Source organism: Streptococcus sp. HMSC078H03, from assembly GCF_001808655.1.
GTDB classification, from domain to species: domain Bacteria; phylum Bacillota; class Bacilli; order Lactobacillales; family Streptococcaceae; genus Streptococcus; species Streptococcus salivarius_G.
The window spans coordinates 25,678-45,678 of record NZ_KV794072.1; the positions used below are offsets into that span (position 1 = coordinate 25,678).

The window sequence follows — 20,001 nt, forward strand, 5'->3', positions numbered from 1 at the left end:
AACTATGAAATTTGTTGGACTCGTTGGAGCAAATTATGACCAATCATATAACCGTAAACTGCTCGAATTTATCAGAAGACATTTTAAAATAAAATTTGAACTTGAAGTTTTGGAAATTGATGAAGTTCCTATGTTTAACCAAGATGAAAAATGGGATGACAGCTTCCAACTTCGCTTACTTAATAACAAAATTACACGCGCTGACGGTGTTATCATTGCAACACCTGAACATAACCACACTATCTCTGCAGCACTTAAGTCAGTTTTAGAGTGGCTCTCATTCGAAGTGCACCCATTTGAAAACAAGCCTGTAATGATTGTTGGTGCTTCTTACTACGACCAAGGAACTTCACGTGCCCAAGTGCATTTGCGTAAAATCCTTGAAGCACCTGGTGTCAATGCCTATACACTTCCAGGTAATGAATTCTTGCTTGGAAAGGCTAAAGAAGCCTTTGACCTTGAGGGGAACATTACTAACGAAGGTACTATTAACTTTCTTGAACAATGCTTAGATAATTTCATCCAATATGTAGGAGTGGTTTCTAAATTGAAAAAACCAAAACCAATTGAACCTGAAGACTTGGATTGTAACAACCCAATCGCTACAACTGTTACCGAAGTTGATCCTGACGATCCAGAGTGGGTAGAAAAAGTAGCTGAAATCACTGGTGCGGTATCTGGTGATACCTACGTGAAATTGGACCACGGTATTTTGACGGTTAATCAAATTGACATGTTCCTCAAGGCTATGCCATTTGAATTGACCTATGCCGATGATAACAACCAGTTCCTCTACTACAATAACGCCCATCAAGATCCTGACACTATGTTTGCTAAACGTGTACCACCTCAATCTGGTAGCCGTATGTCAACTGTTCACGGCTCACTTCCACCAGCTCGTATGAAAAATGTAGAATGGGTTATCGGTACACTTCGTAATGGTAACCAAGAATATGTTCGTACGATTGTTCCAGGGTCACCTGAAGGAGTTATCAATACGCACAACTATCAGGCTATGTACTATGATGATGGTTCTTATGCAGGAATCAATGAAATCGTCTTTAACTTTAAACCATGGCTTGACTGGTATCTCGAAACAACTGGTCAACGCCTTGTCGGAGGAAGCGGTCCTTTTGCACCAGCTGCAGCTAGTCATGGCGGTAGCGACGCCACATCTGGTGCATCAGATGCGGGTGGTCACGGCGATGCATCTTCAGCCGCAGATGCCACATCCGGAGCATCCTCATATTAAGACTTGGAAAAGTTGGGACAACTGTCCTGACTTTTTTTCATGGTCATCTTAGATTTATTTTCACTCGAGCTTGCGCATTTGCCCATGCTCCATGCCACACATTTTAGAGGTAAACCTATGTCTCAATTTAAAGAAAAAGTATTCGCTGCCTGCGCTAAAAAAGAAGCTCTCTTTGACGAAAGTCTGGGGCGCTATGCCTTGCGCTCTATGCTCGCTGGAGCTTATCTTACTATGTCAACTGCTGTAGGAATTATTGGTGCGGATGTTATCGCTACAGGTATTCCAGCCCTTTCTCGTTTTGTCTTCGCCTTTATCTTTGCCATCGGACTGGTCTTCGTTCTCATATTCAATGGAGAGTTGGCTACTTCAAACATGATGTTCCTGACCAGTGGTGCCTATTATGGTAAAATCAAATGGAGCAAGGTGTGTGCCATCCTCCTCTACTGTACCTTCTTTAATTTTGTCGGTGCCCTTATCTTGGCCTGGTTCTTCAACCAATCCTTCTCTTTCCAACATTTGACTGACAAGAGTTTCTTAGTTACTGCTGTCTCAACCAAGCTTGGAAAAACAGATTGGATGAACTTTACAGAAGGTATTACAGCTAATATGTTCGTTAATATTGCCATCTTGGGCTACATGCTCCTCAAAGAAGAATCTGCTAAAATTTTCATTGCGCTATCAGCTATCTTTATGTTTGTATTTTTGATTAATGAACACTTGATTGCTAACTTTGCTTCTTTCATGTTGCTCGGTTTCAACGGTGTGCGTGATGCTGTGGATAATTTCACTTTGGCAAATATTCTACGTCAGTGGGTAGTCGTTTTCTTCGGTAACTGGATTGGCGGAGGTATTTTCATTGGTTTGGCATACTCTTGGCTCAATAAAACTAAAACACCTCACATTGATTAGGAGACCACATGCGTCAAAAGACATTCATCAAACAAACCAGCCTAGCTATTCTACTGTATTTTATTTGCCTAGCCCTTGCAGTTGCTATTGATTTAATCTTTTTCAAAGTCAAAAATATGTATCATACACCTGCCTTAGCGGCTATCTTTGCAGGCTGGGTCTACTTGGGGCTTATCAGAAAGACAAAACAATTTGGAGCGATTACCTGTCTGGGTATCTTTATGTCCCTCTTCTTCTTTGCTTCTGGGCACTTTGTTCTAGCCTTTCTTCCTAGCTTTCTGGCTGGCCTTGTCGCTGACTTTCTAGCTAAGAAAGGGAACTATGAGAATAGTAAACTTAATTTACTTTCCTATATGATCTTTTCCCTAGGGAACTTAGCACCCATTATCACCATGTGGCTTGCGCCCAAAGCTTATATCGCACAGCTCCTAGCCAAAGGGAAAACTCAAGATTATGTAAATCAAGTTATGGTTCCCTTTACAGCCAGTCATGTCTTAATCCTGATTGGAGGAACGCTCATGGCTGCTCTCATTGGGGGCTACATTGCCCAAAATTGGCTGAAAAAATAAATAGCCATCAGCCCTCCTAACAGAGAGTACAAGACAAACATGCTTTTCTTATGTTATAATGAGAAAGAATACAGTCTTTTTCTACTTTGTTAGAAAGGACCTAAAGGGAGACCTAATGATGAAAAAACAAAAAATCGCTGTCTTGGGCCCTGGTTCATGGGGAACTGCCCTTGCTCAGGTACTCAACGACAACGGACACGAGGTTCGTATTTGGGGAAACATCCCTGAACAAATTGATGAAATTAACGAGAAACACACCAATACCCGCTACTTCAAGGATGTGGTTTTAGATGAAAACATTAAAGCCTACAAAGAGCTATCTGAAGCCCTAGATAGTGTCGACGCTGTTCTCTTTGTTGTTCCAACCAAGGTTACTCGCTTAGTTGCTAAGCAAGTTGCTGAACTTTTGGACCACGAAGTTGTTGTCATGCATGCTTCAAAAGGTTTGGAACCTGGAACACACGAACGCCTTTCAACAATCCTTGAAGAAGAGATTCCTAAGGAACTTCGTAGTGAGATTGTTGTCGTATCTGGTCCAAGCCATGCTGAAGAAACTATCGTTCGCGATATCACTTTGATTACAGCAGCATCTAAGGATCTTGAAGCGGCACGCTATGTCCAAGGTATTTTCAGCAATAGCTACTTCCGCCTCTACACCAATTCAGATGTGATTGGTGTTGAAACAGCTGGTGCTCTTAAAAACATTATCGCGGTAGGTGCTGGTGCCCTCCACGGTATGGGATATGGGGACAATGCTAAGGCAGCCGTTATTACTCGTGGACTTGCGGAAATTACTCGTCTTGGTGTGAAACTTGGGGCTGATCCTTTGACTTACAGCGGTCTATCTGGGGTTGGTGACCTTATCGTTACAGGAACTTCTATCCATTCACGTAACTGGCGTGCTGGGGATGCGCTCGGTCGTGGAGAAAAGCTAGAAGACATTGAACGTAACATGGGAATGGTTATCGAAGGTATTTCAACCACAAAGGTTGCCTACGAAATCGCCCAAGAACTCGGCGTCTACATGCCAATTACAACAGCAATCTACAAATCTATCTATGAGGGTGCTGATATCAAGGAATCTATTCTCAATATGATGTCCAATGAATTGCGCTCTGAAAATGAATGGGATAAAAAATAAAAATCTAAGGAGTTCTCATGAAGAATCAAAAAGTTAGAAAAGCTATCATCCCCGCTGCAGGACTCGGAACACGCTTTTTACCAGCTACTAAGGCCTTGGCCAAAGAAATGTTGCCAATCGTTGACAAACCAACCATCCAATTTATCGTTGAAGAAGCCCTCAAATCAGGTATCGAAGATATCTTGGTGGTTACTGGTAAGTCAAAACGTTCTATCGAAGACCACTTTGATTCAAACTTCGAGTTAGAATACAACTTGGAACAAAAAGGTAAGACAGACCTGTTGAAATTGGTTAATGATACCACTGCTATCAACCTCCACTTTATCCGCCAAAGCCACCCACGTGGTCTTGGAGATGCTGTTCTTCAAGCCAAAGCATTTGTCGGAAATGAACCATTCGTTGTCATGCTTGGTGACGACCTCATGGATATCACTAATGACAAAGCAGTACCTTTGACTAAGCAGCTCATTAACGACTATGAGGAAACGCACGCATCAACCATTGCAGTTATGCCTGTACCTCACGAAGAAGTTTCTTCTTATGGTGTCATCGCCCCTCAAGGCAAAGGTGAAAATGGACGTTATAGCGTTGAAACTTTCGTTGAAAAACCAAATCCAGAGGATGCACCAAGTGATCTTGCTATCATCGGGCGTTACCTTCTAACACCTGAAATTTTCGGTATTTTGGAAACTCAAGAACCAGGTGCTGGAAATGAAGTCCAATTGACTGATGCTATCGATAAACTTAACAAGACACAACGCGTCTTTGCTCGCGAATTTACTGGAGACCGTTATGATGTCGGTGACAAATTCGGATTCATGAAAACGTCTATCGATTACGCACTTAAACATCCTCAAGTTAAAGATGACCTCAAGCAATACCTCATTGACTTGGGACACAAACTTGAAGGCAAAGCAGCTAAAAAAGACTAATATAAAAACCATCGAACATGACATTCGATGGTTTTTTCATATGACTTAAAGATAGGTAAACCCTAGAAGAATCAGCAATAGTAACATGTAGGTTAAAAGGGCTGTAGAACGCCAACCTTTACTAAATAAGCGGCTTTCAACCTTGTTGGCCAAAAAGATAGCCGCAAGAGCACCTCCAACTAAACCACCGAGATGGCCTGTAATCCCAACACTAGGTGTAAACAGGTTGAAAATTAAGTTAATGACAATCAAAGCCAAGTAATTGCGACCTAACTGATTAAGCAAAGGACTATGACTATAATAGCCAAGAATCACAACAGCCGCAAAAAGCCCAAACAAGGATGTCGAAGCACCAGCCGCAATAACATTAGGCGTAAAAAGTAAGGTAAAGGCATTTCCCATAACACCAGCTAACAAATAGAGCCCTAGAAAACGTAGAGTCCCAAAAATCTGCTCAGCCATTTTCCCCATAAAGTAAAGGGCAAGCATATTAAATAGAAAATGCTCAACACCTATATGCACAAAAATTGGTGTTACAAGACGCCAGAGGTTCAGTGGGCTGTACTGAACAAAAGCACCGTACATAGCCCCCATCTTAAAGAGGCTCAAAGGCGAGGTCGCTTGAAAGCCATTTAAGAGATATTGACAGATGAAAGTCAGCGTCGTAAGCCCCAACAATAGATAGGTTGCTGGGTATTTCTTCCACTCATTTATTTGCATGTGACGACCTCCTTAACAGGTATATCATAGTTGTCTGGTTGAAAATCATGTTTCTGGCAAGGATAAACCGTACTAACGGTCTCCCCTTCAAAATCAGACAAATAGCGGTCATAGTAACCTGCTCCGTAACCAATGCGATAGCCTTCATCATTAAAAACTACTCCTGGCACATGAATCAAATCAATCTCTGATTTTTCCACAGCCAAATCAGACGCAGGTTCCATCAAGCCAAAAGAGGTTGCAACAAGATTATCTGGATCATAATCCACAAAAATCATTCGACCTTGTTTATATGTTTTAGGAATCAACAGTCGTTTACCATCCTTTAAAGCCTGATTGATTAAAAGACTGGTATCATATTCATGAGGAAAAGACAAATAAGTCGCAATCACCTGGGCATCTTTATAAGCAGGTAAGGCAATCAATTGCTCCAAAAGATGTTTATCTATCTTAGCCTTAGTCTCAGGTTCTTGTGAAGTTAACTGAGCCAAGACTGTTTTTCTAAGTTCATTTTTCATAGGTTTATCATATCAAAAAAGCTACCAAAAGTCAGACTTGGTAGATTTTTTAGTTGTATCAACTATGGTTAGGCTTCTGCCTTGTGTTTAAGGAATTTTCCAATTTCAGCCACTGCAAAAGCGAGAGCATCTTCATTTGGACTCATCTTAGGATGGTGAAGTGCATATGGCGTGTCAATTCCCAACCAGAACATGACACCAGGAACCTTACTAAGCAAATAACCGAAATCCTCTCCAGTCATAGCTGGTGGACAATCAATCAGGTTGACCTCTGGGCTAGCATCAAAGAAGCTCATTAACTCTTTAGCCAAGGCTGGATTATTTTCCACAGGAAGATAACCACCTTGTTTCAACATGATATCCACTTCCATACCAAAGCTAGCTGCTACACCCTCTGCAATCTGGCGCACGCGCTTCTGGATAAGGAGACTCATTTCCTGAGTAAGGGTACGAATAGTTCCATAAACCTCTGCAGTTTCAGCGATAACATTGTTAGTAGTTCCTGCATGGAAAGAACCAAAGGTAACTACCCCACCCTGGATAGGGTCAACATTACGACTGACAATCGTTTGCACCTGAGTAATAAAGTAAGAAGCTGCTACAAGGGCATCATTGGCCTCATGTGGAAAGGCCGCATGTCCACCTTTCCCCTTGAAAGTAACGAGGACTTCACAAGTCCCAGCAAAAAGGGTGCTTGTGTTAGTCGCAATATCACCTACCTTGAAATCTGGACGGACGTGGAGACCATAAAACTCATCTGGCAACCAATCTCCAAAGGCACCATCTTCATATATAAGCATACCACCAGCTTCATTTTCTTCGGCTGGTTGGAAGAGGAAGAGCATGTTATTTTTAGGCTGTACTTGAAGCATCTGGTCCAAAAGACCAAGTGCTGTGGTCATGTGCATATCGTGTCCACAAGCATGCATACGACCTTCATGAGTAGACTTGAAGTCAAGACCGGTTTCCTCTACGATTGGGAGACCATCAATATCTGTACGCCAACCAATAGTTTTTTCAGGAGCATGCCCGTGAAGATAGACAAGAATTCCTGTACGCCAAGTACGTTGCTCCACAAAATCCTTACCTTCAGTCATTTCAGCAATACGCTCTAAGAGATAAGCCTGAGTTTTAAATTCTTCCAAACCAATTTCAGGAATTTGGTGAAGGTCTCGTCTGATTTTAATTAAATCAAGTGTCATGTTTTTATCCTTTTTATTTGTCTTATTTTATAGAGAATCTAGAAATAGAGGCCCTACAGGCCTCTACTATCAATATGTTACAAGTTACGCAAAGCGTCTTCAAGTGCTGTTTTTTGTTGTGTTTTTTCATCGATTTCCTTGATGATACGAGCTGGAACACCAGCTACAACCACATTTTCAGGAACATCTTGAGTAACGATAGCTCCAGCAGCAACGACTGAACCGTTACCAACTTGAACACCTTCAATAACAACAGCATTAGCACCAACAAGAACGTTGTCACCGATACGAACTGGGTCTGCTGAAGCTGGTTCAATCACACCAGCAAGGACAGCACCCGCACCAATGTGGCTGTTTTTACCAACAGTAGCACGACCACCAAGGATAGCACCCATATCAATCATAGTACCAGCACCAATTTCAGCACCGATATTGATTACAGCACCCATCATAACGACAGCATTGTCTTCGATAGTTACTTGGTCACGGATGATAGCGCCTGGTTCGATACGTGCATTAAGGTGACGTTTATCAAGCAATGGAACAGCTGAGTTACGGCCATCTTGTTCCACAACATAGTCCTTGTTTTCAGTCAAGTTAGCAAGAAGTGGTTCAATATCTTTCCAGTCTCCGAAAAGAACGTTACCAAGTTTAGTGACAGAAGCTGGAACAGCAGTTGCCAATTCCCCTTCAAAAGTTACTTTAACATTCGTTTTCTTTTCAGCATTACCGATAAAAGCGATAATTTCTTGTGCAGACATTTTTTGTGCAGTCATGAGATTCTCCATTCACATAAAGTTAGGAATTATTATACCAAAAATTCTGATAATTGTCTTTGCTTTTGCCAAATAGAGTGTATTTTTATGTAAAATTGGTCTTTAGAGCCTCTATATCAGTAATCACTAGGTCTGACTTAATTGGAGAATTCTCCAGTTCTCGACGAGAATAAGGGAAGGTATTCAGCAAGATACCATCGATCCCAACTGCTTCAGCCACAGCAATATCAGTCGTCAAGTCATTTCCAACCATGACAGTCTCAGACGGGTTTAACCCATGATCATCCAAAACTTGCTTTAAAAATTCAGGTTGGGGCTTACAGATACCGGCATCCGAAGACAAGTAAATAGCATCAAAATAAGGTCTTAACGCCATTAGATCAATCTCAGCGTTAGTAAAGGCTGCTTGAGCATTAGACAAGAGATAAATCCGACATCCCTGCTCTTTTAGAAAGGCTAGAACCTCCTTAGTATGAGGATAAGCCGTCAAATGTTTGCGAGATAAGACGCGAAAGACCATGGCTATCAAATTTCCCCAATCGTCCGGCTGATTAGAGTTACTAGACTGAGGCCGAGCATCTACATAAAGCTGGTTAAAAATGTGGGCTAAATCAATTTCTGGATAAGCAACTCCTTTGAGCTCCATTAACTCCTTACGGGCCTGATCCACGCGCTTAGCATAAGCCTTTTTAAGAACATCACCTTCATAAGCCGCTCCATAAGCTTGATATAGCTGGCCTAGTTTATCCCATAACACAGGATCCTTCTCATCGGTTAGGATATCAACCAAGGTACCATAAAAATCAAAAATGTAGTTCTTATAGGCTCTACTTTTCATCGCTTTTTACCCATTACTGAAACTTTCTTACTTATTGCTCTCATCATACACCTTTTAGGAAGACCAAACAAGCTAACTGAGACATTTTCCCATCAAAAAAATCCCAACGACTGTTAGGATTGCTTATCATCTCTAATACGGCCAATCAGCAGTTCTCCCGCAACGGTTAATTGCGTCACTGAAGTCAAGTCCAAAGTCTCCTTATTGGCATGGAAGAAAAGAGGTGTCATCTCGGCAAATGTTTGAACATGCTCTGATGGCATAGACCAAGTCTTAGCAATCGTCACACGCTCCAAAAGGTCACAGGACTCTTGAAAATGTTCCAGAACATCCTGGTTCGAATAAGCCTGCGCCTCCGGTAACAATTGGCGAAACTCTTTAAGATGATCCTCATGAGGAATAACCTTAAAAATCAAGCCATGATCAGACAAAAGTCGTCCAAATTCTTGATAATTAGCTGGTGAAAAAATATCTAAAATCACATCAATACTGTTTTCACGTAAAGGCAATTGAGCCAAATCGCCAACAAACCAAGCTACGTTTTTCTGAGGATTTTGACGAGCCGCAAGAAGGATAGAATCCTTAGACAAATCAAAGGCCATGAAATCCTTGTCAAACTCTTGAGCCAACTGACGGCTATAATAGCCCTCACCACAGGCAACATCTAGAACGTGCGAGTGTCCAGGAAGGTCACGCAAGCGCTCTGAAATCACCTCCAGGATAGAATCGTAATAGCCTGCTGCAAGAATCTGACTCCTCTTTTCAAAAGAAGCCATATCATAGTGCTTATCTCCCTTAGTCTGTCTCAAAAAATTAACAAAGCCCTGCTTGGCGATATTAAAGGTATGCCTATTCTGACAAACCAAGCTAGACAAATCCAAATGCATTGGCGCTTGACAGATAGGACAAGCAAAAAGACTCTCTTGATCTTTAAAAACACTAAATTTGGCCATAAATCCTCCTTAACACAAAAAAAGAGCACACACCTGAAATCGCTTAGGGCTGCTGGATTCCTCCCCTGACCCGCTTCACGCACAGATGTTGCTCCGAAAAATATTATACCATAAATCGAAGTGATTGCAAGTAGAGAACTTAAGATAAGACTAGCTAGATCTATCCCCTATCAGTCCCTATTATTTCCTTCGATCAGTCTAAACTTCGATAAAGCATAAGACTTACCATGGTGACATTTATGTCACTACTTTTTTATTTCTCGACACCTTATAATAAATCCATAGCTTGAGGAAAGCACCAAAAGCTAGTGACATGGCTGACTTTATTTAAAGGAGAAGTCATGTTTAACATATCTCTTAACTCGTGGTGAGAGGGTATGAGATTTAAAAACTCACCTAAAATAAAAAAGGAGAATGACAATGATTAACAAAGAAATGAAGGCAGCTGACCTAGCCTCAGTAACAGGAGGAGGATGGAAGACTAACCTTGCCATTGGAGGGCTCTGCCTAGCTTCAGGACCTATTGGAACGATGGTATGCCTTGGAGCCTACAATGGCTACATGGACTCTGCGCGATAAAAGAAAGGACATATGAACAATGACTAAGACCATTAACAATCGTAAAAACATGACTACTCAAGAACTTGAAGCTGTATCAGGTGGAGTAGTTCCTTGGGCCGCTATTTCTGTTGGCATCGCTGCTGCAAAACTGACTTATGACCTTAGCTATGCTGCAGGTAAGTCTTTCTATAACCTCACCCACTAACTAACAGAACTCAGCTGACATCTCAAAGATTTTGAGGATGATAACTCATGAAACATACAAAAAATCAAACAAATGATACTACTGCTAATCAATCACCTAAAACGAATAACTATTTACTCGTAAAAATAGCTTTAGCTGGAATTATCAGTAGCCTACTTCTGATACTCCTAATCAACCTTATCTTTCATGTACGATTAGGAACACCAATTATTGATACTAATTTGAAGTCCGCTTTTGGTACTCTGATTCTCTTTATGCCTATTTTTCTTTTAACAAGAGAGAAAGAAAAAAATAAATCATAGAAAGAGTGACCTAAACTGCCTTCAGGAAAACAAAAATTCATCTTCCATTCAAAAATGCAAGTCCAAAGGGACTTGCACTTTTGTTTACATATCTTGCCTTGTTTCCAATTTAGCCAATCGTTTGGCTTCTTTTTTGCGTTCACGACTCTGACGGAAAAAGTCTTGCATAATCTTAGCACACTCTTCCTCCATGACACCAGTCTCTACTTCTACGCGATGGTTGAGACGTTCATCTCTTAGGATATCGTAAAGGCTACCTGCACCACCAAACTTTTGATTGCTTGCTCCATAGATAACTTTAGGAATACGAGCCAAGCCAATTGCCCCACTACACATGACACAGGGTTCGATGGTTACAAAGAGGGTACAATCTAACAAACGCCAATTGCCTACAGTCCTATTAGCCTCTTGAATAGCCATGACCTCCGCATGCATGATAGCTTGATTGAGCTCCTCACGTGCATTGTGCCCATGACCTATGACTTCGCCATCTTTAACGATGACACAGCCAATTGGAATCTCTGCTTTATCTAGAGATTTTTCGGCCTCCTTAAGAGCTTCAGACATAAAAAAGTCTTTCTCTTCTTGGGTAAAGTCAAGCATTAGTGTCACTCCCGTTCCAAGATTTGCGAGATAGTGTCTCGCTTAGTTCTTCTATTATAGCATAAGAAAAGCAATACCGAAGACCTCCATTTTAAAGGACACAAAAAAAGCTAAGACGAATCATCCTAGCTTCAAACACATTAGTCTGGTGAGTCTTAGGAATCACACCAATGTGTTCCCCCAAGGCTAGACGAAAAGTCAACGACCGCTTAACATCCTAATTCATATGTCAGTCGGAGTGTCATAGTCAATTGTCTGTGAAATCATTATATAGGCCTAAGGCCTCACAACGATAAACAAAAATGCAACTGTCTCAAACAATTGCAAGGATAGCGTTATAGTTGTGATATTTCACACTTTCCTTCCAAACAAATAATGCCTACTATAAAAGTAACTTTTATAGCTTTTTCCTTACCCACCTATAGTTTATCATGAAACCTCTATCATTTAATTTAAAAATCGGTAATAAAACAATGATATAGATTAGAAACAACTGTTAATTGTATTCATTGTTTTGAATATTTCGCTTAACATTTAAAATGTTGATATATCAGCATTTTAGGGATTCTTAAACTATTTTTTCTAGTCTATCTACACTATTAAACACCTACCATCCTAAGTCTTATCTAATTTTACTGTTTATTAGTCTAACAAGTGTTTAATGTTTTATCTCCAACAATTCTTCAAAACAAGGTATGGAACAAGATAATGATTTTTTAGAGAGGTTGCTTCAAAGATAGGAGACCTAGATAGCTAGTCAAAGGATAAACTAAAAGGGAAGTTCTTCTTCCAAGACGAGGTCAGCCAAGTCATTATCAGGATTATTTTCCCTAACAGCACGCTGAGCACGACTCTCCAGAAGTTGGAAAGAGGAACAAAGCACTTCAGTAACATAATGGGTTTGACCATCCTTATCGTACTTACGGGTACGAAGCTCCCCATCAAGAGAAATTAAACTCCCCTTGCTAGCATAAGATGCTAAGGTCTCAGCCAAACGCCCCCAGACAACCACTGTAATAAAGTCAGCCTCACGCTCACCATTTTGCGTCTTATAGCGACGATTAACCGCAACTGTGACACGTGTAAAAGACCTATCACTAGCAGTTTTTACCATTTCAGGAGTCGCCGTCAAACGTCCAATTAAAATAACTTTGTTATACATTTTTTTACCTCCACCTATCTATTCGTAAGCGGAAGTAAAAAATAGATTATTTTAAATAGCTTTACAGATTTCTTTGAGAGTATCCTTACTAATACTCCAATCTACATAAGCAAATTGTCCTAATATTCCTAGTAAATAGGAGACTATTACTTTTCTAGTAATACTGCTCTCTCAGATATTTTCATAACAGCAGTTGAATGTTAAATTTTCTCTACTCGTTTAGCTAGCTCAACGTTTTTGAACCACAATTTCCCATGAAGCAGGACCGACTTGTTCAAAGCGCGTCACAGGATAATCATTATCTGCAGCCCAGTTTGGTATACTTTCCGTTGCTTGCGTACAATCGAAAGCTATCAACAACTCATCACCTGTAGCTAATTCAGCCATTTTTTTCTTCGCATCAATCAATGGGAATGGACATACCAATCCACCCGTTTCAAGTTTTATCAAAGCCATATGATATTCTCCTCTTAATTTTTGTTGGGTTTTACAAAGATAATATAGGAAGCCGTCCAAACACCTAAAATAGTCACTGGTAAAGCAATCCATCCCTTACTAGAAAAAATTGCTGTAGCTGTTAAACCATTACCAATCGTACAACCACCAGCCCATGAAGCACCGATTCCCATAAAAATACCCCCTAGTGTGCTCTTACCGATGGTTGACAAGTCTGGCAAGCGCCAACGAAACTCTCGAGAACCTTTTGCAGCAAGAAAGGAACCAAGAAAAATCCCCAATACAAGAAAAACACCCCAACCAAGCTGTTTACTATCACCTGTAATAATATAAATAATTAGATGTGCTGAGGGAGTTGTAATCCCTAACCCTCCAACACGACCTGTCAACTGACTAGCAGGCCAAGCAATTAAAGCAACAAGACCTATTAGAAATCCTGCAAAATATTTATGGTAAGTTTTCTCAAAAAGATAGTGTCTCACTCCCTTATATTTTGATGGAAGTGTAGCAATCTGACGTCTGGGCTTACGTAACTCTCGAATGACAATGAAACTTGTTATAGCTACTAAGAAAACAAGAAGATACCAAACCGGAATTCCTAATTGACCAGCTAAATCATCATTAATTACCCATCGCTTAGCTATTAATTGATTCAAAGGAACAAGAAATCCTGATTTCATAGCCGCTGCACTTGTCATATAAAAGAATAGTGCAACCCAACTACCTAGGAGACCTTCACCGGCACGATACCACGTTCCTGTGGCACATCCCCCAGCGAGAACAATTCCAATACCAAATAGATAGGAACCCACAATTGCTCCTAACACGGAAAATTCTTCATAAGGGTTTCCAATAATACCTAATTGAATCAGGGAAAGTACTCCTATACTTTCTACTGTGATTGCAATAAGAAAAGCGTAAAATAATGTATTATTACGTGCAATATACATATCTCGGAAACCACCAGTCAAGCAGAAACGAGTTCGTTGCAAAATGAATCCAAATATCAGACCAATGAGGCCACCAGAAAGAATAGTTGTAAGCATAAGTACCTCCTAAAATAAATATTGATTACATTTTAAGAAAAATATTATAACTTGCATAATCTTTCTTTTTTATGATTAGCTATAAACTTTCCTTATGACAAACAAAAAAGCGGCTTACTTACCGCTTCTTGTCTTATTTACCCTTTCCAGTGTTTAGCTGGATCAAAAGCCTCACCGACTACTGCTGAATCATCAAGCTCAATAATACCACGTTTTTGTGGGGCATTTGGAAGTGCCAACTCACGTGGGGCACACATCATACCATAACTATCTTCACCACGAAGTTTTCCTGGGAAGATAAGGGCACCACTAGGCATCATAGCACCAGGAAGGGCTACGATAGTTTTAAGCCCAAGCGCTGCGTTTGGTGCTCCTGCAACGATTTGGACCTTCTTATCACCGATGTTCACTTGGCAGATGTTAAGGTGGTCACTGTCTGGATGTGCAACCATTTCATCAATTTGTCCAACCACAAAGACTGGACCTTGTGTGTTTTCCAAACGCTCTTCAAAGCCCTCTTTAGCCAATTCCTCGTTCAAAACAGCTACATCTTGGTCTGACAAGAAAACTTGACCGTTACCTTCAATATCAATGAGGCTTGACGCTTCAAAAATATTCCAAGCAAGAGTCTTGCCTGTTTCATCAGCTGTGACACGCGCCACTTTACCTTTACGTTCTACGCTACGTTTGATGTCCTTAGTATCTTCCAAGATAACCAACAAAACGTCACCAACTTGTTCCTTATTGTATGCAAAAATCATGGGTTCTCCTTCAATAGTTCTTTTATAGATTTTAAAATCGACTGACATGCCAAGAATCGTCATTACTACCATAGCGATAACTAATCTTGTCAATTTTCCAGTCACTCTCTGTTAATTTTACGATAAATTGTTTATGGTACCAAAAGTCATTCCCATAAGAAAATTCGAGAAACATCTTAGCCTTACTCTTCATAATAAACTTAACTCGACAGGGCTCTAACACAAAATCATAGGTGCCTGGAGAACCAAAAGAAGCTGAAAAACCTCTTTTATAACAGTTATCAGTCAAGTATTTTTGAGCTAAAGGAGTCAACTTCTCTTTAAATTCATCAAATAACTCCATTTCCCCAGGAATAGTTTGATGTGTAGGCAGATTATTTTCCTTTTTGTAGGTGTTTATTTCTTGGTGTTTTAGGAAGATATCACTTTCAATTTTGGAATGCTCTACTAAAATTTGGCATAATTCTTCGATGATCTCCTCATTTTTTTCTGTCAGATACTTTTCTTTAGTTTCTGAAATATCAAGAGAGATATTAGGAAAGTGATTGATTTTCATCTTTTAAATCTCCGACAAAAAGGCATTGACTTCTTCTTTGGTTTTACGAGCTTTATTGACCAAGCGTCCCAATTCCTGACCTTTCTGAGTCACGACAAAACTTGGGATACCAAAAATATTCCAAGTTTGCGCCAAAGCCATATAATCATCACGGTTAACACGCACAAAGGTCATATCTGGATGGAGGGCTTCAATTTCAGGCATAACGGGATAGATAAACTGGCAGTCTGGACACCAATCGGCAGTGAAAAAGAAAACCACCTTTTGATCACTTTCAACATAGCTTGCCAATTCTTCAAGATTCTTAGGAATAATCATGCCTGCTCCTCCTCATAGGTCAAGATATCCTCTGCATAAACAAAGCTATAGGAACGTCCATCCTCTAAGACGATACCTCCTGTAAGTCCTGGATTTTCCTTATCAGTGGGATTTGTATAAAGGACTGCGATAGTCCCCAAGTGAGATAATTCTTGTCTAATATCTTGGATTAATGCAGCCTTCTTCATTTCTGTACGTGACTGTCTATACTTCTCTGCCATTGCCAAGAGACCTAAAGCTCCTACGCCTCCAGCAAACAAGGCCAATGTTTTACGTTTCATAAGAAACATTTTACCATAATTTTAGACGAATGGGGAGAGGCTACCTATCTCTTGAGAATCGTGCTAAAATAGTAGCAAGTACTACTCAAGGAGGATTTTATGACTACCCTATTTGACAAAATTAAAGAAGTAACCGAGCTCAGTGCTACTTCAGGCTTTGAAGCTCCTGTACGCGACTACCTTCGCAACAACATCACTCCACTTGTAGACGAGGTCCAAACAGATGGTCTCGGTGGTATTTTCGGTATCAAGCATAGCCAAGCAGAAAATGCCCCTAAGGTGCTTGTGGCTGCCCACATGGATGAAGTTGGGTTTATGATTAAGGAAATCAAAGCAGACGGAACTTTCCGTGTCGTTGAACTTGGTGGTTGGAACCCACTTGTTGTCAGCTCACAACGCTTCACTCTACACACTCGTGACGGCCGTACCTATCCTGTCATCTCAGGTTCAGTGCCACCTCATTTCTTACGTGCTAGCGGTGGAGCTTCAAGTCTTCCCAGTGTTTCTGATATCGTCTTTGATGCTGGTTTTGCCAACCAAGAAGAAGCAAATGCCTACGGCGTTTTCCCAGGTGATGTCATCATTCCTGAATCAGAAACGATTCTCACAGCCAATCAAAAGAATGTCATTTCTAAAGCTTGGGATAACCGTTATGGTGTTCTCATGATTCGTGAACTCTTGGAAAACGTTAAGGATCAAGAACTCAACAATACTCTAATCGCTGGGGCCAATGTTCAAGAAGAAGTTGGTTTACGTGGTGCCCATGTCTCTACCACTAAATTTGATCCTGAAGTTTTCTTTGCAGTGGACTGTTCTCCTGCAGGTGATATCTATGGTAATCAAGGTAAGGTAGGTGATGGTACACTTATTCGTTTCTTCGATCCAGGTCACATCATGTTGCCCAATATGAAAGATTTCCTTTTAACTACTGCTGAAGAAGCTGGTATCAAATACCAATACTACTGTGCTGCGGGCGGAACAGATGCTGGTGCCGCTCACTTGCAGAATGCTGGTGTTCCATCAACAACTATCGGTGTTTGTGCCCGCTACATTCACTCACACCAAACCCTTTATGCGATGGATGACTTCCTAGAAGCACAGGCCTTCTTACAAGCTATTGTTAAGAAGTTGGATCGCTCGACAGTAGATTTAATTAAAAACTACTAAGACAAGGAGTAACCCATGATTATAGGTTTTATCGGTGTCGGAAAAATGGCAACAGCCATTATCAACGGCCTAAATACAAGCTCACATCGTATCATTATTTCAGGGTCTTCCTTGGCTCGTTCACGCCAGATTGCAGAGGAACTAGAGGTTGAAGCGGCTGCTTCCCATCAGGAATTGTTGGATAATGCTGACCTGGTCATCCTTGGTATCAAACCTCAAATGTTTGATAAGGTACTAGCCGATCTCAATTTCCATCAACCTATCATAAGTATGGCTGCTGGAGTGACCTTAGAACGCCTCGCTTCCCTCACCAGTCCAGACCTTCCTCTTATTCGTATCATGCCGAACCTTAATGCTCAAATTCTCAAAAGCACTACTGGTCTTTGCACTAATGATAAGGTATCCGAGGACCTTTTAGCAGTTGCCAAGGAAATCACAGACAGTTTTGGAACCACTGTTGAATTGGCTGAGAAGGATTTTGATACCTTTACTGCCTTAGCAGGTTCTAGCCCTGCCTACATCGCCCTCTTTATCGAGGCTCTAGCCAAGGCTGGTGTCAAAAACGGCCTAAGTAAGCAGGTCGCTCTGACCATTGCCACACAGACTGTTCTAGCTACCGCTGAAAATCTCAGTCTTGGTAGCGACAGTCCACATGATCTTATTGACAAGGTATGTAGCCCTGGTGGGACTACTATCGCCGGTCTCATGGACCTTGAGCGTACAGGCCTCACCCATAGTGTGGTTTCAAGTATTGATACAACCATTGCTAAAGCCAAAAAACTATAAGAAAAAAGCTCGGAAGATTCCGAGCTTTATTTGATATATGGCGCTAAAAATTGTAAGAGTAACAACATTGAAACCGCAATACTATTGTTAATGATATGGGCCATGATACAGTACTCTAACTTTTGAAACTTACGATATGCTATCCCAAGGGCAAGCCCCATACCTGCATATACAATCCAAACACCGATACTATTCGGCATATGAACAAGGCCAAAAAGTAAACTACTAACAATCAAGCCAACAATAGAATCTGGATTAAAGACGCGTCCCATGAGGAGCCCTCGAAAAACCAGCTCTTCCACAATCGGTGCCATAATTACTGTAAACGTTATGAGAAGGAAGGGATTCATATGGGCATTTTCTATGGCTGCCTGATTGGTGCTATTACTAACACCTTCCATCATCATGACTATAGAACCAATCCTAGTAACGATATAAATACCTAGGTAGGTCAAGCCAATCATACCCCAGGCCTTCAGGGAAGAAAGGGCCTTAAAGCCTTCGAAAAGCCCAAGACGTTTTCCTAAGAAAAGAGCTCCTGCGCTCATAAGAAGCAAGACAAAAATTAAGAGACAGACCAGCCTTATATCTTTGACACCTAAATAGATGGTTGGAACTTGATCAATAATTAGTATTAGGAAAGCTAGTAAAAAATAAAGAAAGCGTTTGAGAATTGACCCTTTGTTCATGAGAATCTACCTCTTTTCATCATTTATTTGTATCTTTATTATAATACAATAAAACTTATTTGACAAGACAAAAAAGAGAACGAGAGGTGAATTTTTCAAGATAATATAGGCTCTTATCCTATTTTAGATAGGATGAGACGAATAAGAGCAAATCCCAATACTAAGCCATAGAGCAAGACTGATAGGACTGTAACATATGGCAACTGAATATTGACAAAGGCATATAGGGCAATCAAAGCAAAGATAAGCAAAAACTCTAAAATCAGAGTTGCAACTGCTGTCGCCATTAAAATCTGTTTATTTCGCTCATCATAGGCAGCAATATACATCTGGTGAAGACGTTTAGGATGAGTAAGCGTCGCAAAATAATAGATTGACAAAACATAAACCCCAATGGTAAGTCCTAAAACTAAGCCTAGAGCATAATCACTAAGACTGTTAGAGCGAATAACAAACAAACCCAAAACACCCAAGAAAAAAAGAGAACATGCTACTCGTGTAATGTATTTCTTAAACTCGACCTCTGTTTTTCTCTTTCCTAATAACATTTTTATTAACATATCTTAACACTCCCTTTATTATCCTTTATAAGAGCAATATAACTTTTTTCACTGATAACTTTAAACACTTATTCACCTTAAACGAAAAGACTGAGTAGTACACTTATGCTATTGTTTAAGATATGAACACCCATACTGTACTCGATACGCTTAGTCTTATAATATGTTATCGCAAGACCAGCTGACATAATACCATAGATGACAATTGTCTGAAGCGTAAATGCTGAGTGACCAGCCATAAAGAGAAGACTGGAAATAACAAGACCCGTCTTAAAGTATTTTCCAAAGAGCACCTTGGCTAAGAGTCCCCTAAAAATGATTTCTTCCATAATAGGAACGATAAAACCTACTACTGCAAACTTAAGATAGGTTGGTACGTGAATAAATATCTTATTTAAAGCATCTTGATTTTCCATAGTCGCATTGTGTGTTAACTGACCAACAAAATACCCTAGAAAATCACCTAGGAAAAAGATGACGAGATTAAGAGAAGCAATCGCAACGAGGCGTCTCCAATTAATCTCTTTAAGCGATAAGAGTTTAAATCTATAAGCAATCACGATAAAAATAGCCAAACTCCCTAATGCCCAAACACCGTAACCTATTTGCTCCACAAGTGAAAACTTACCATCCTGAGTAAGTAGTGGGAAAGCACCTAATAGTGTTAAATCTAAGATTAGTAGAGTGAGCGCTAAAAAAATAACACCAATTTTCTTCATTACTTGTTTAAACATATCT

The 20,001-nt window shown here is 40.4% G+C and carries 27 protein-coding genes and 1 other RNA gene; 10 read left to right on the forward strand and 18 right to left on the reverse strand.

The window, feature by feature from the left end:
• Positions 1 to 4 precede the first annotated feature (4 nt).
• The 5 genes from HMPREF2607_RS00195 (at position 5) to galU (ending at position 4,803) form a co-directional block, all read left to right on the forward strand.
• Complete coding sequence (locus tag HMPREF2607_RS00195) at positions 5 to 1,252, forward strand: NAD(P)H-dependent oxidoreductase (RefSeq protein WP_049545211.1); 1,248 nt, start codon at positions 5 to 7, stop codon at positions 1,250 to 1,252.
• A 117-nt stretch (positions 1,253 to 1,369) separates the two neighbouring features.
• Positions 1,370 to 2,161 carry a formate/nitrite transporter family protein gene (locus tag HMPREF2607_RS00200; protein ID WP_021144672.1) on the forward strand — a complete coding sequence of 264 codons (792 nt, stop codon included), beginning with the start codon at positions 1,370 to 1,372 and terminating at the stop codon, positions 2,159 to 2,161.
• Between the two features lie 8 nt (positions 2,162 to 2,169).
• Positions 2,170 to 2,730, forward strand: coding sequence for an MptD family putative ECF transporter S component (locus HMPREF2607_RS00205; protein WP_038676838.1), 561 nt, complete (start codon positions 2,170 to 2,172; stop codon positions 2,728 to 2,730).
• 118 nt (positions 2,731 to 2,848) lie between these two features.
• Entirely contained in the window at positions 2,849 to 3,871 is a 1,023-nt protein-coding gene (locus HMPREF2607_RS00210) for an NAD(P)H-dependent glycerol-3-phosphate dehydrogenase (protein WP_022496721.1), read from the forward strand.
• A gap of 17 nt (positions 3,872 to 3,888) precedes the next feature.
• Positions 3,889 to 4,803 (forward strand): UTP--glucose-1-phosphate uridylyltransferase GalU, encoded by a 915-nt coding sequence (galU, locus tag HMPREF2607_RS00215; RefSeq protein ID WP_003091906.1) that lies wholly within the window; start codon positions 3,889 to 3,891, stop codon positions 4,801 to 4,803.
• Between the two features lie 45 nt (positions 4,804 to 4,848).
• Here the strand turns inward: galU and HMPREF2607_RS00220 are convergent, their stop codons facing one another.
• The 7 genes from HMPREF2607_RS00220 to ffs form a co-directional block, all read right to left on the reverse strand.
• Entirely contained in the window at positions 4,849 to 5,523 is a 675-nt protein-coding gene (locus HMPREF2607_RS00220) for a rhomboid family intramembrane serine protease (RefSeq protein WP_014635099.1), read from the reverse strand.
• Complete coding sequence (locus tag HMPREF2607_RS00225; RefSeq protein WP_003092039.1) at positions 5,514 to 6,041, reverse strand: 5-formyltetrahydrofolate cyclo-ligase; 528 nt, start codon at positions 6,039 to 6,041, stop codon at positions 5,514 to 5,516. The genes HMPREF2607_RS00220 and HMPREF2607_RS00225 overlap by 10 nt, the downstream gene beginning before the upstream one ends.
• A 68-nt stretch (positions 6,042 to 6,109) precedes the next feature.
• Positions 6,110 to 7,243 carry an N-acetyldiaminopimelate deacetylase gene (locus tag HMPREF2607_RS00230; RefSeq protein WP_021144675.1) on the reverse strand — a complete coding sequence of 378 codons (1,134 nt, stop codon included), beginning with the start codon at positions 7,241 to 7,243 and terminating at the stop codon, positions 6,110 to 6,112.
• Between the two features lie 77 nt (positions 7,244 to 7,320).
• Positions 7,321 to 8,019, reverse strand: a complete 699-nt coding sequence (gene dapD, locus HMPREF2607_RS00235; RefSeq protein ID WP_002886999.1) for a 2,3,4,5-tetrahydropyridine-2,6-dicarboxylate N-acetyltransferase — start codon at positions 8,017 to 8,019, stop codon at positions 7,321 to 7,323.
• Between the two features lie 85 nt (positions 8,020 to 8,104).
• Positions 8,105 to 8,857 carry an HAD family hydrolase gene (locus HMPREF2607_RS00240; RefSeq protein ID WP_003092016.1) on the reverse strand — a complete coding sequence of 251 codons (753 nt, stop codon included), beginning with the start codon at positions 8,855 to 8,857 and terminating at the stop codon, positions 8,105 to 8,107.
• 113 nt (positions 8,858 to 8,970) lie between these two features.
• Positions 8,971 to 9,810, reverse strand: coding sequence for a methyltransferase domain-containing protein (locus HMPREF2607_RS00245; protein ID WP_003092095.1), 840 nt, complete (start codon positions 9,808 to 9,810; stop codon positions 8,971 to 8,973).
• Between the two features lie 14 nt (positions 9,811 to 9,824).
• Positions 9,825 to 9,910, reverse strand: an RNA gene (gene ffs / locus HMPREF2607_RS00250) — signal recognition particle sRNA small type.
• Positions 9,911 to 10,230: 320 nt separating this feature from the next.
• Between ffs and HMPREF2607_RS00255 the strand changes: the two genes are divergently transcribed.
• From HMPREF2607_RS00255 to HMPREF2607_RS00265, 3 genes are read left to right on the forward strand one after another with little or no spacing between them, the layout of a single operon-like run.
• Positions 10,231 to 10,389, forward strand: a complete 159-nt coding sequence (locus tag HMPREF2607_RS00255) for a class IIb bacteriocin, lactobin A/cerein 7B family (RefSeq protein WP_002885650.1) — start codon at positions 10,231 to 10,233, stop codon at positions 10,387 to 10,389.
• A gap of 19 nt (positions 10,390 to 10,408) precedes the next feature.
• A complete protein-coding gene (locus HMPREF2607_RS00260; RefSeq protein ID WP_002885883.1) occupies positions 10,409 to 10,576 on the forward strand; it encodes a class IIb bacteriocin, lactobin A/cerein 7B family in 168 nt (55 codons plus the stop codon).
• A gap of 47 nt (positions 10,577 to 10,623) precedes the next feature.
• Complete coding sequence (locus HMPREF2607_RS00265; protein WP_037620444.1) at positions 10,624 to 10,878, forward strand: hypothetical protein; 255 nt, start codon at positions 10,624 to 10,626, stop codon at positions 10,876 to 10,878.
• Between the two features lie 84 nt (positions 10,879 to 10,962).
• Here the strand turns inward: HMPREF2607_RS00265 and tadA are convergent, their stop codons facing one another.
• The 8 genes from tadA to HMPREF2607_RS00305 form a co-directional block, all read right to left on the reverse strand.
• The gene (gene tadA, locus HMPREF2607_RS00270; protein ID WP_021144676.1) at positions 10,963 to 11,481 is read right to left on the reverse strand and encodes a tRNA adenosine(34) deaminase TadA; all 519 of its coding nucleotides are present in this window, start codon (positions 11,479 to 11,481) and stop codon (positions 10,963 to 10,965) included.
• 769 nt (positions 11,482 to 12,250) lie between these two features.
• Positions 12,251 to 12,643, reverse strand: a complete 393-nt coding sequence (locus tag HMPREF2607_RS00275; protein ID WP_002885697.1) for a single-stranded DNA-binding protein — start codon at positions 12,641 to 12,643, stop codon at positions 12,251 to 12,253.
• A gap of 228 nt (positions 12,644 to 12,871) precedes the next feature.
• Positions 12,872 to 13,099: a sulfurtransferase TusA family protein gene (locus tag HMPREF2607_RS00280; protein ID WP_003095911.1), complete on the reverse strand. Its 228-nt coding sequence runs from the start codon at positions 13,097 to 13,099 to the stop codon at positions 12,872 to 12,874.
• 14 nt (positions 13,100 to 13,113) lie between these two features.
• Positions 13,114 to 14,145 carry a YeeE/YedE family protein gene (locus HMPREF2607_RS00285; RefSeq protein ID WP_070475324.1) on the reverse strand — a complete coding sequence of 344 codons (1,032 nt, stop codon included), beginning with the start codon at positions 14,143 to 14,145 and terminating at the stop codon, positions 13,114 to 13,116.
• A gap of 137 nt (positions 14,146 to 14,282) precedes the next feature.
• The gene (gene ytpR, locus HMPREF2607_RS00290; RefSeq protein WP_002885779.1) at positions 14,283 to 14,906 is read right to left on the reverse strand and encodes a YtpR family tRNA-binding protein; all 624 of its coding nucleotides are present in this window, start codon (positions 14,904 to 14,906) and stop codon (positions 14,283 to 14,285) included.
• Between the two features lie 31 nt (positions 14,907 to 14,937).
• Positions 14,938 to 15,462, reverse strand: coding sequence for a hypothetical protein (locus HMPREF2607_RS00295; protein WP_022496105.1), 525 nt, complete (start codon positions 15,460 to 15,462; stop codon positions 14,938 to 14,940).
• Positions 15,463 to 15,465: 3 nt separating this feature from the next.
• Entirely contained in the window at positions 15,466 to 15,780 is a 315-nt protein-coding gene (locus HMPREF2607_RS00300; RefSeq protein ID WP_070475326.1) for a thioredoxin family protein, read from the reverse strand.
• Positions 15,777 to 16,061, reverse strand: a complete 285-nt coding sequence (locus HMPREF2607_RS00305; RefSeq protein ID WP_021152625.1) for a DUF4651 domain-containing protein — start codon at positions 16,059 to 16,061, stop codon at positions 15,777 to 15,779. Before HMPREF2607_RS00305 ends, HMPREF2607_RS00300 begins: the two co-directional genes overlap by 4 nt.
• A 99-nt stretch (positions 16,062 to 16,160) precedes the next feature.
• Here HMPREF2607_RS00305 and pepA point away from each other — a divergent pair, with 99 nt between their 5' ends.
• Positions 16,161 to 17,228 carry a glutamyl aminopeptidase gene (pepA, locus tag HMPREF2607_RS00310; protein ID WP_021152626.1) on the forward strand — a complete coding sequence of 356 codons (1,068 nt, stop codon included), beginning with the start codon at positions 16,161 to 16,163 and terminating at the stop codon, positions 17,226 to 17,228.
• Positions 17,229 to 17,243: 15 nt separating this feature from the next.
• Positions 17,244 to 18,014: a pyrroline-5-carboxylate reductase gene (gene proC, locus HMPREF2607_RS00315; RefSeq protein WP_013991257.1), complete on the forward strand. Its 771-nt coding sequence runs from the start codon at positions 17,244 to 17,246 to the stop codon at positions 18,012 to 18,014.
• 26 nt (positions 18,015 to 18,040) lie between these two features.
• On the opposite strand, the gene HMPREF2607_RS00320 is transcribed toward proC, so the two are convergent.
• From HMPREF2607_RS00320 to HMPREF2607_RS00330, 3 genes are all read right to left on the reverse strand, one after another.
• Complete coding sequence (locus HMPREF2607_RS00320; RefSeq protein ID WP_002885821.1) at positions 18,041 to 18,703, reverse strand: CPBP family intramembrane glutamic endopeptidase; 663 nt, start codon at positions 18,701 to 18,703, stop codon at positions 18,041 to 18,043.
• A 113-nt stretch (positions 18,704 to 18,816) separates the two neighbouring features.
• Positions 18,817 to 19,263, reverse strand: a complete 447-nt coding sequence (locus HMPREF2607_RS00325) for a hypothetical protein (protein ID WP_014635112.1) — start codon at positions 19,261 to 19,263, stop codon at positions 18,817 to 18,819.
• 77 nt (positions 19,264 to 19,340) lie between these two features.
• On the reverse strand, positions 19,341 to 19,997 hold the full coding sequence (locus tag HMPREF2607_RS00330; RefSeq protein ID WP_014635113.1) for a CPBP family intramembrane glutamic endopeptidase: 657 nt from the start codon (positions 19,995 to 19,997) through the stop codon (positions 19,341 to 19,343).
• Positions 19,998 to 20,001 lie beyond the last annotated feature (4 nt).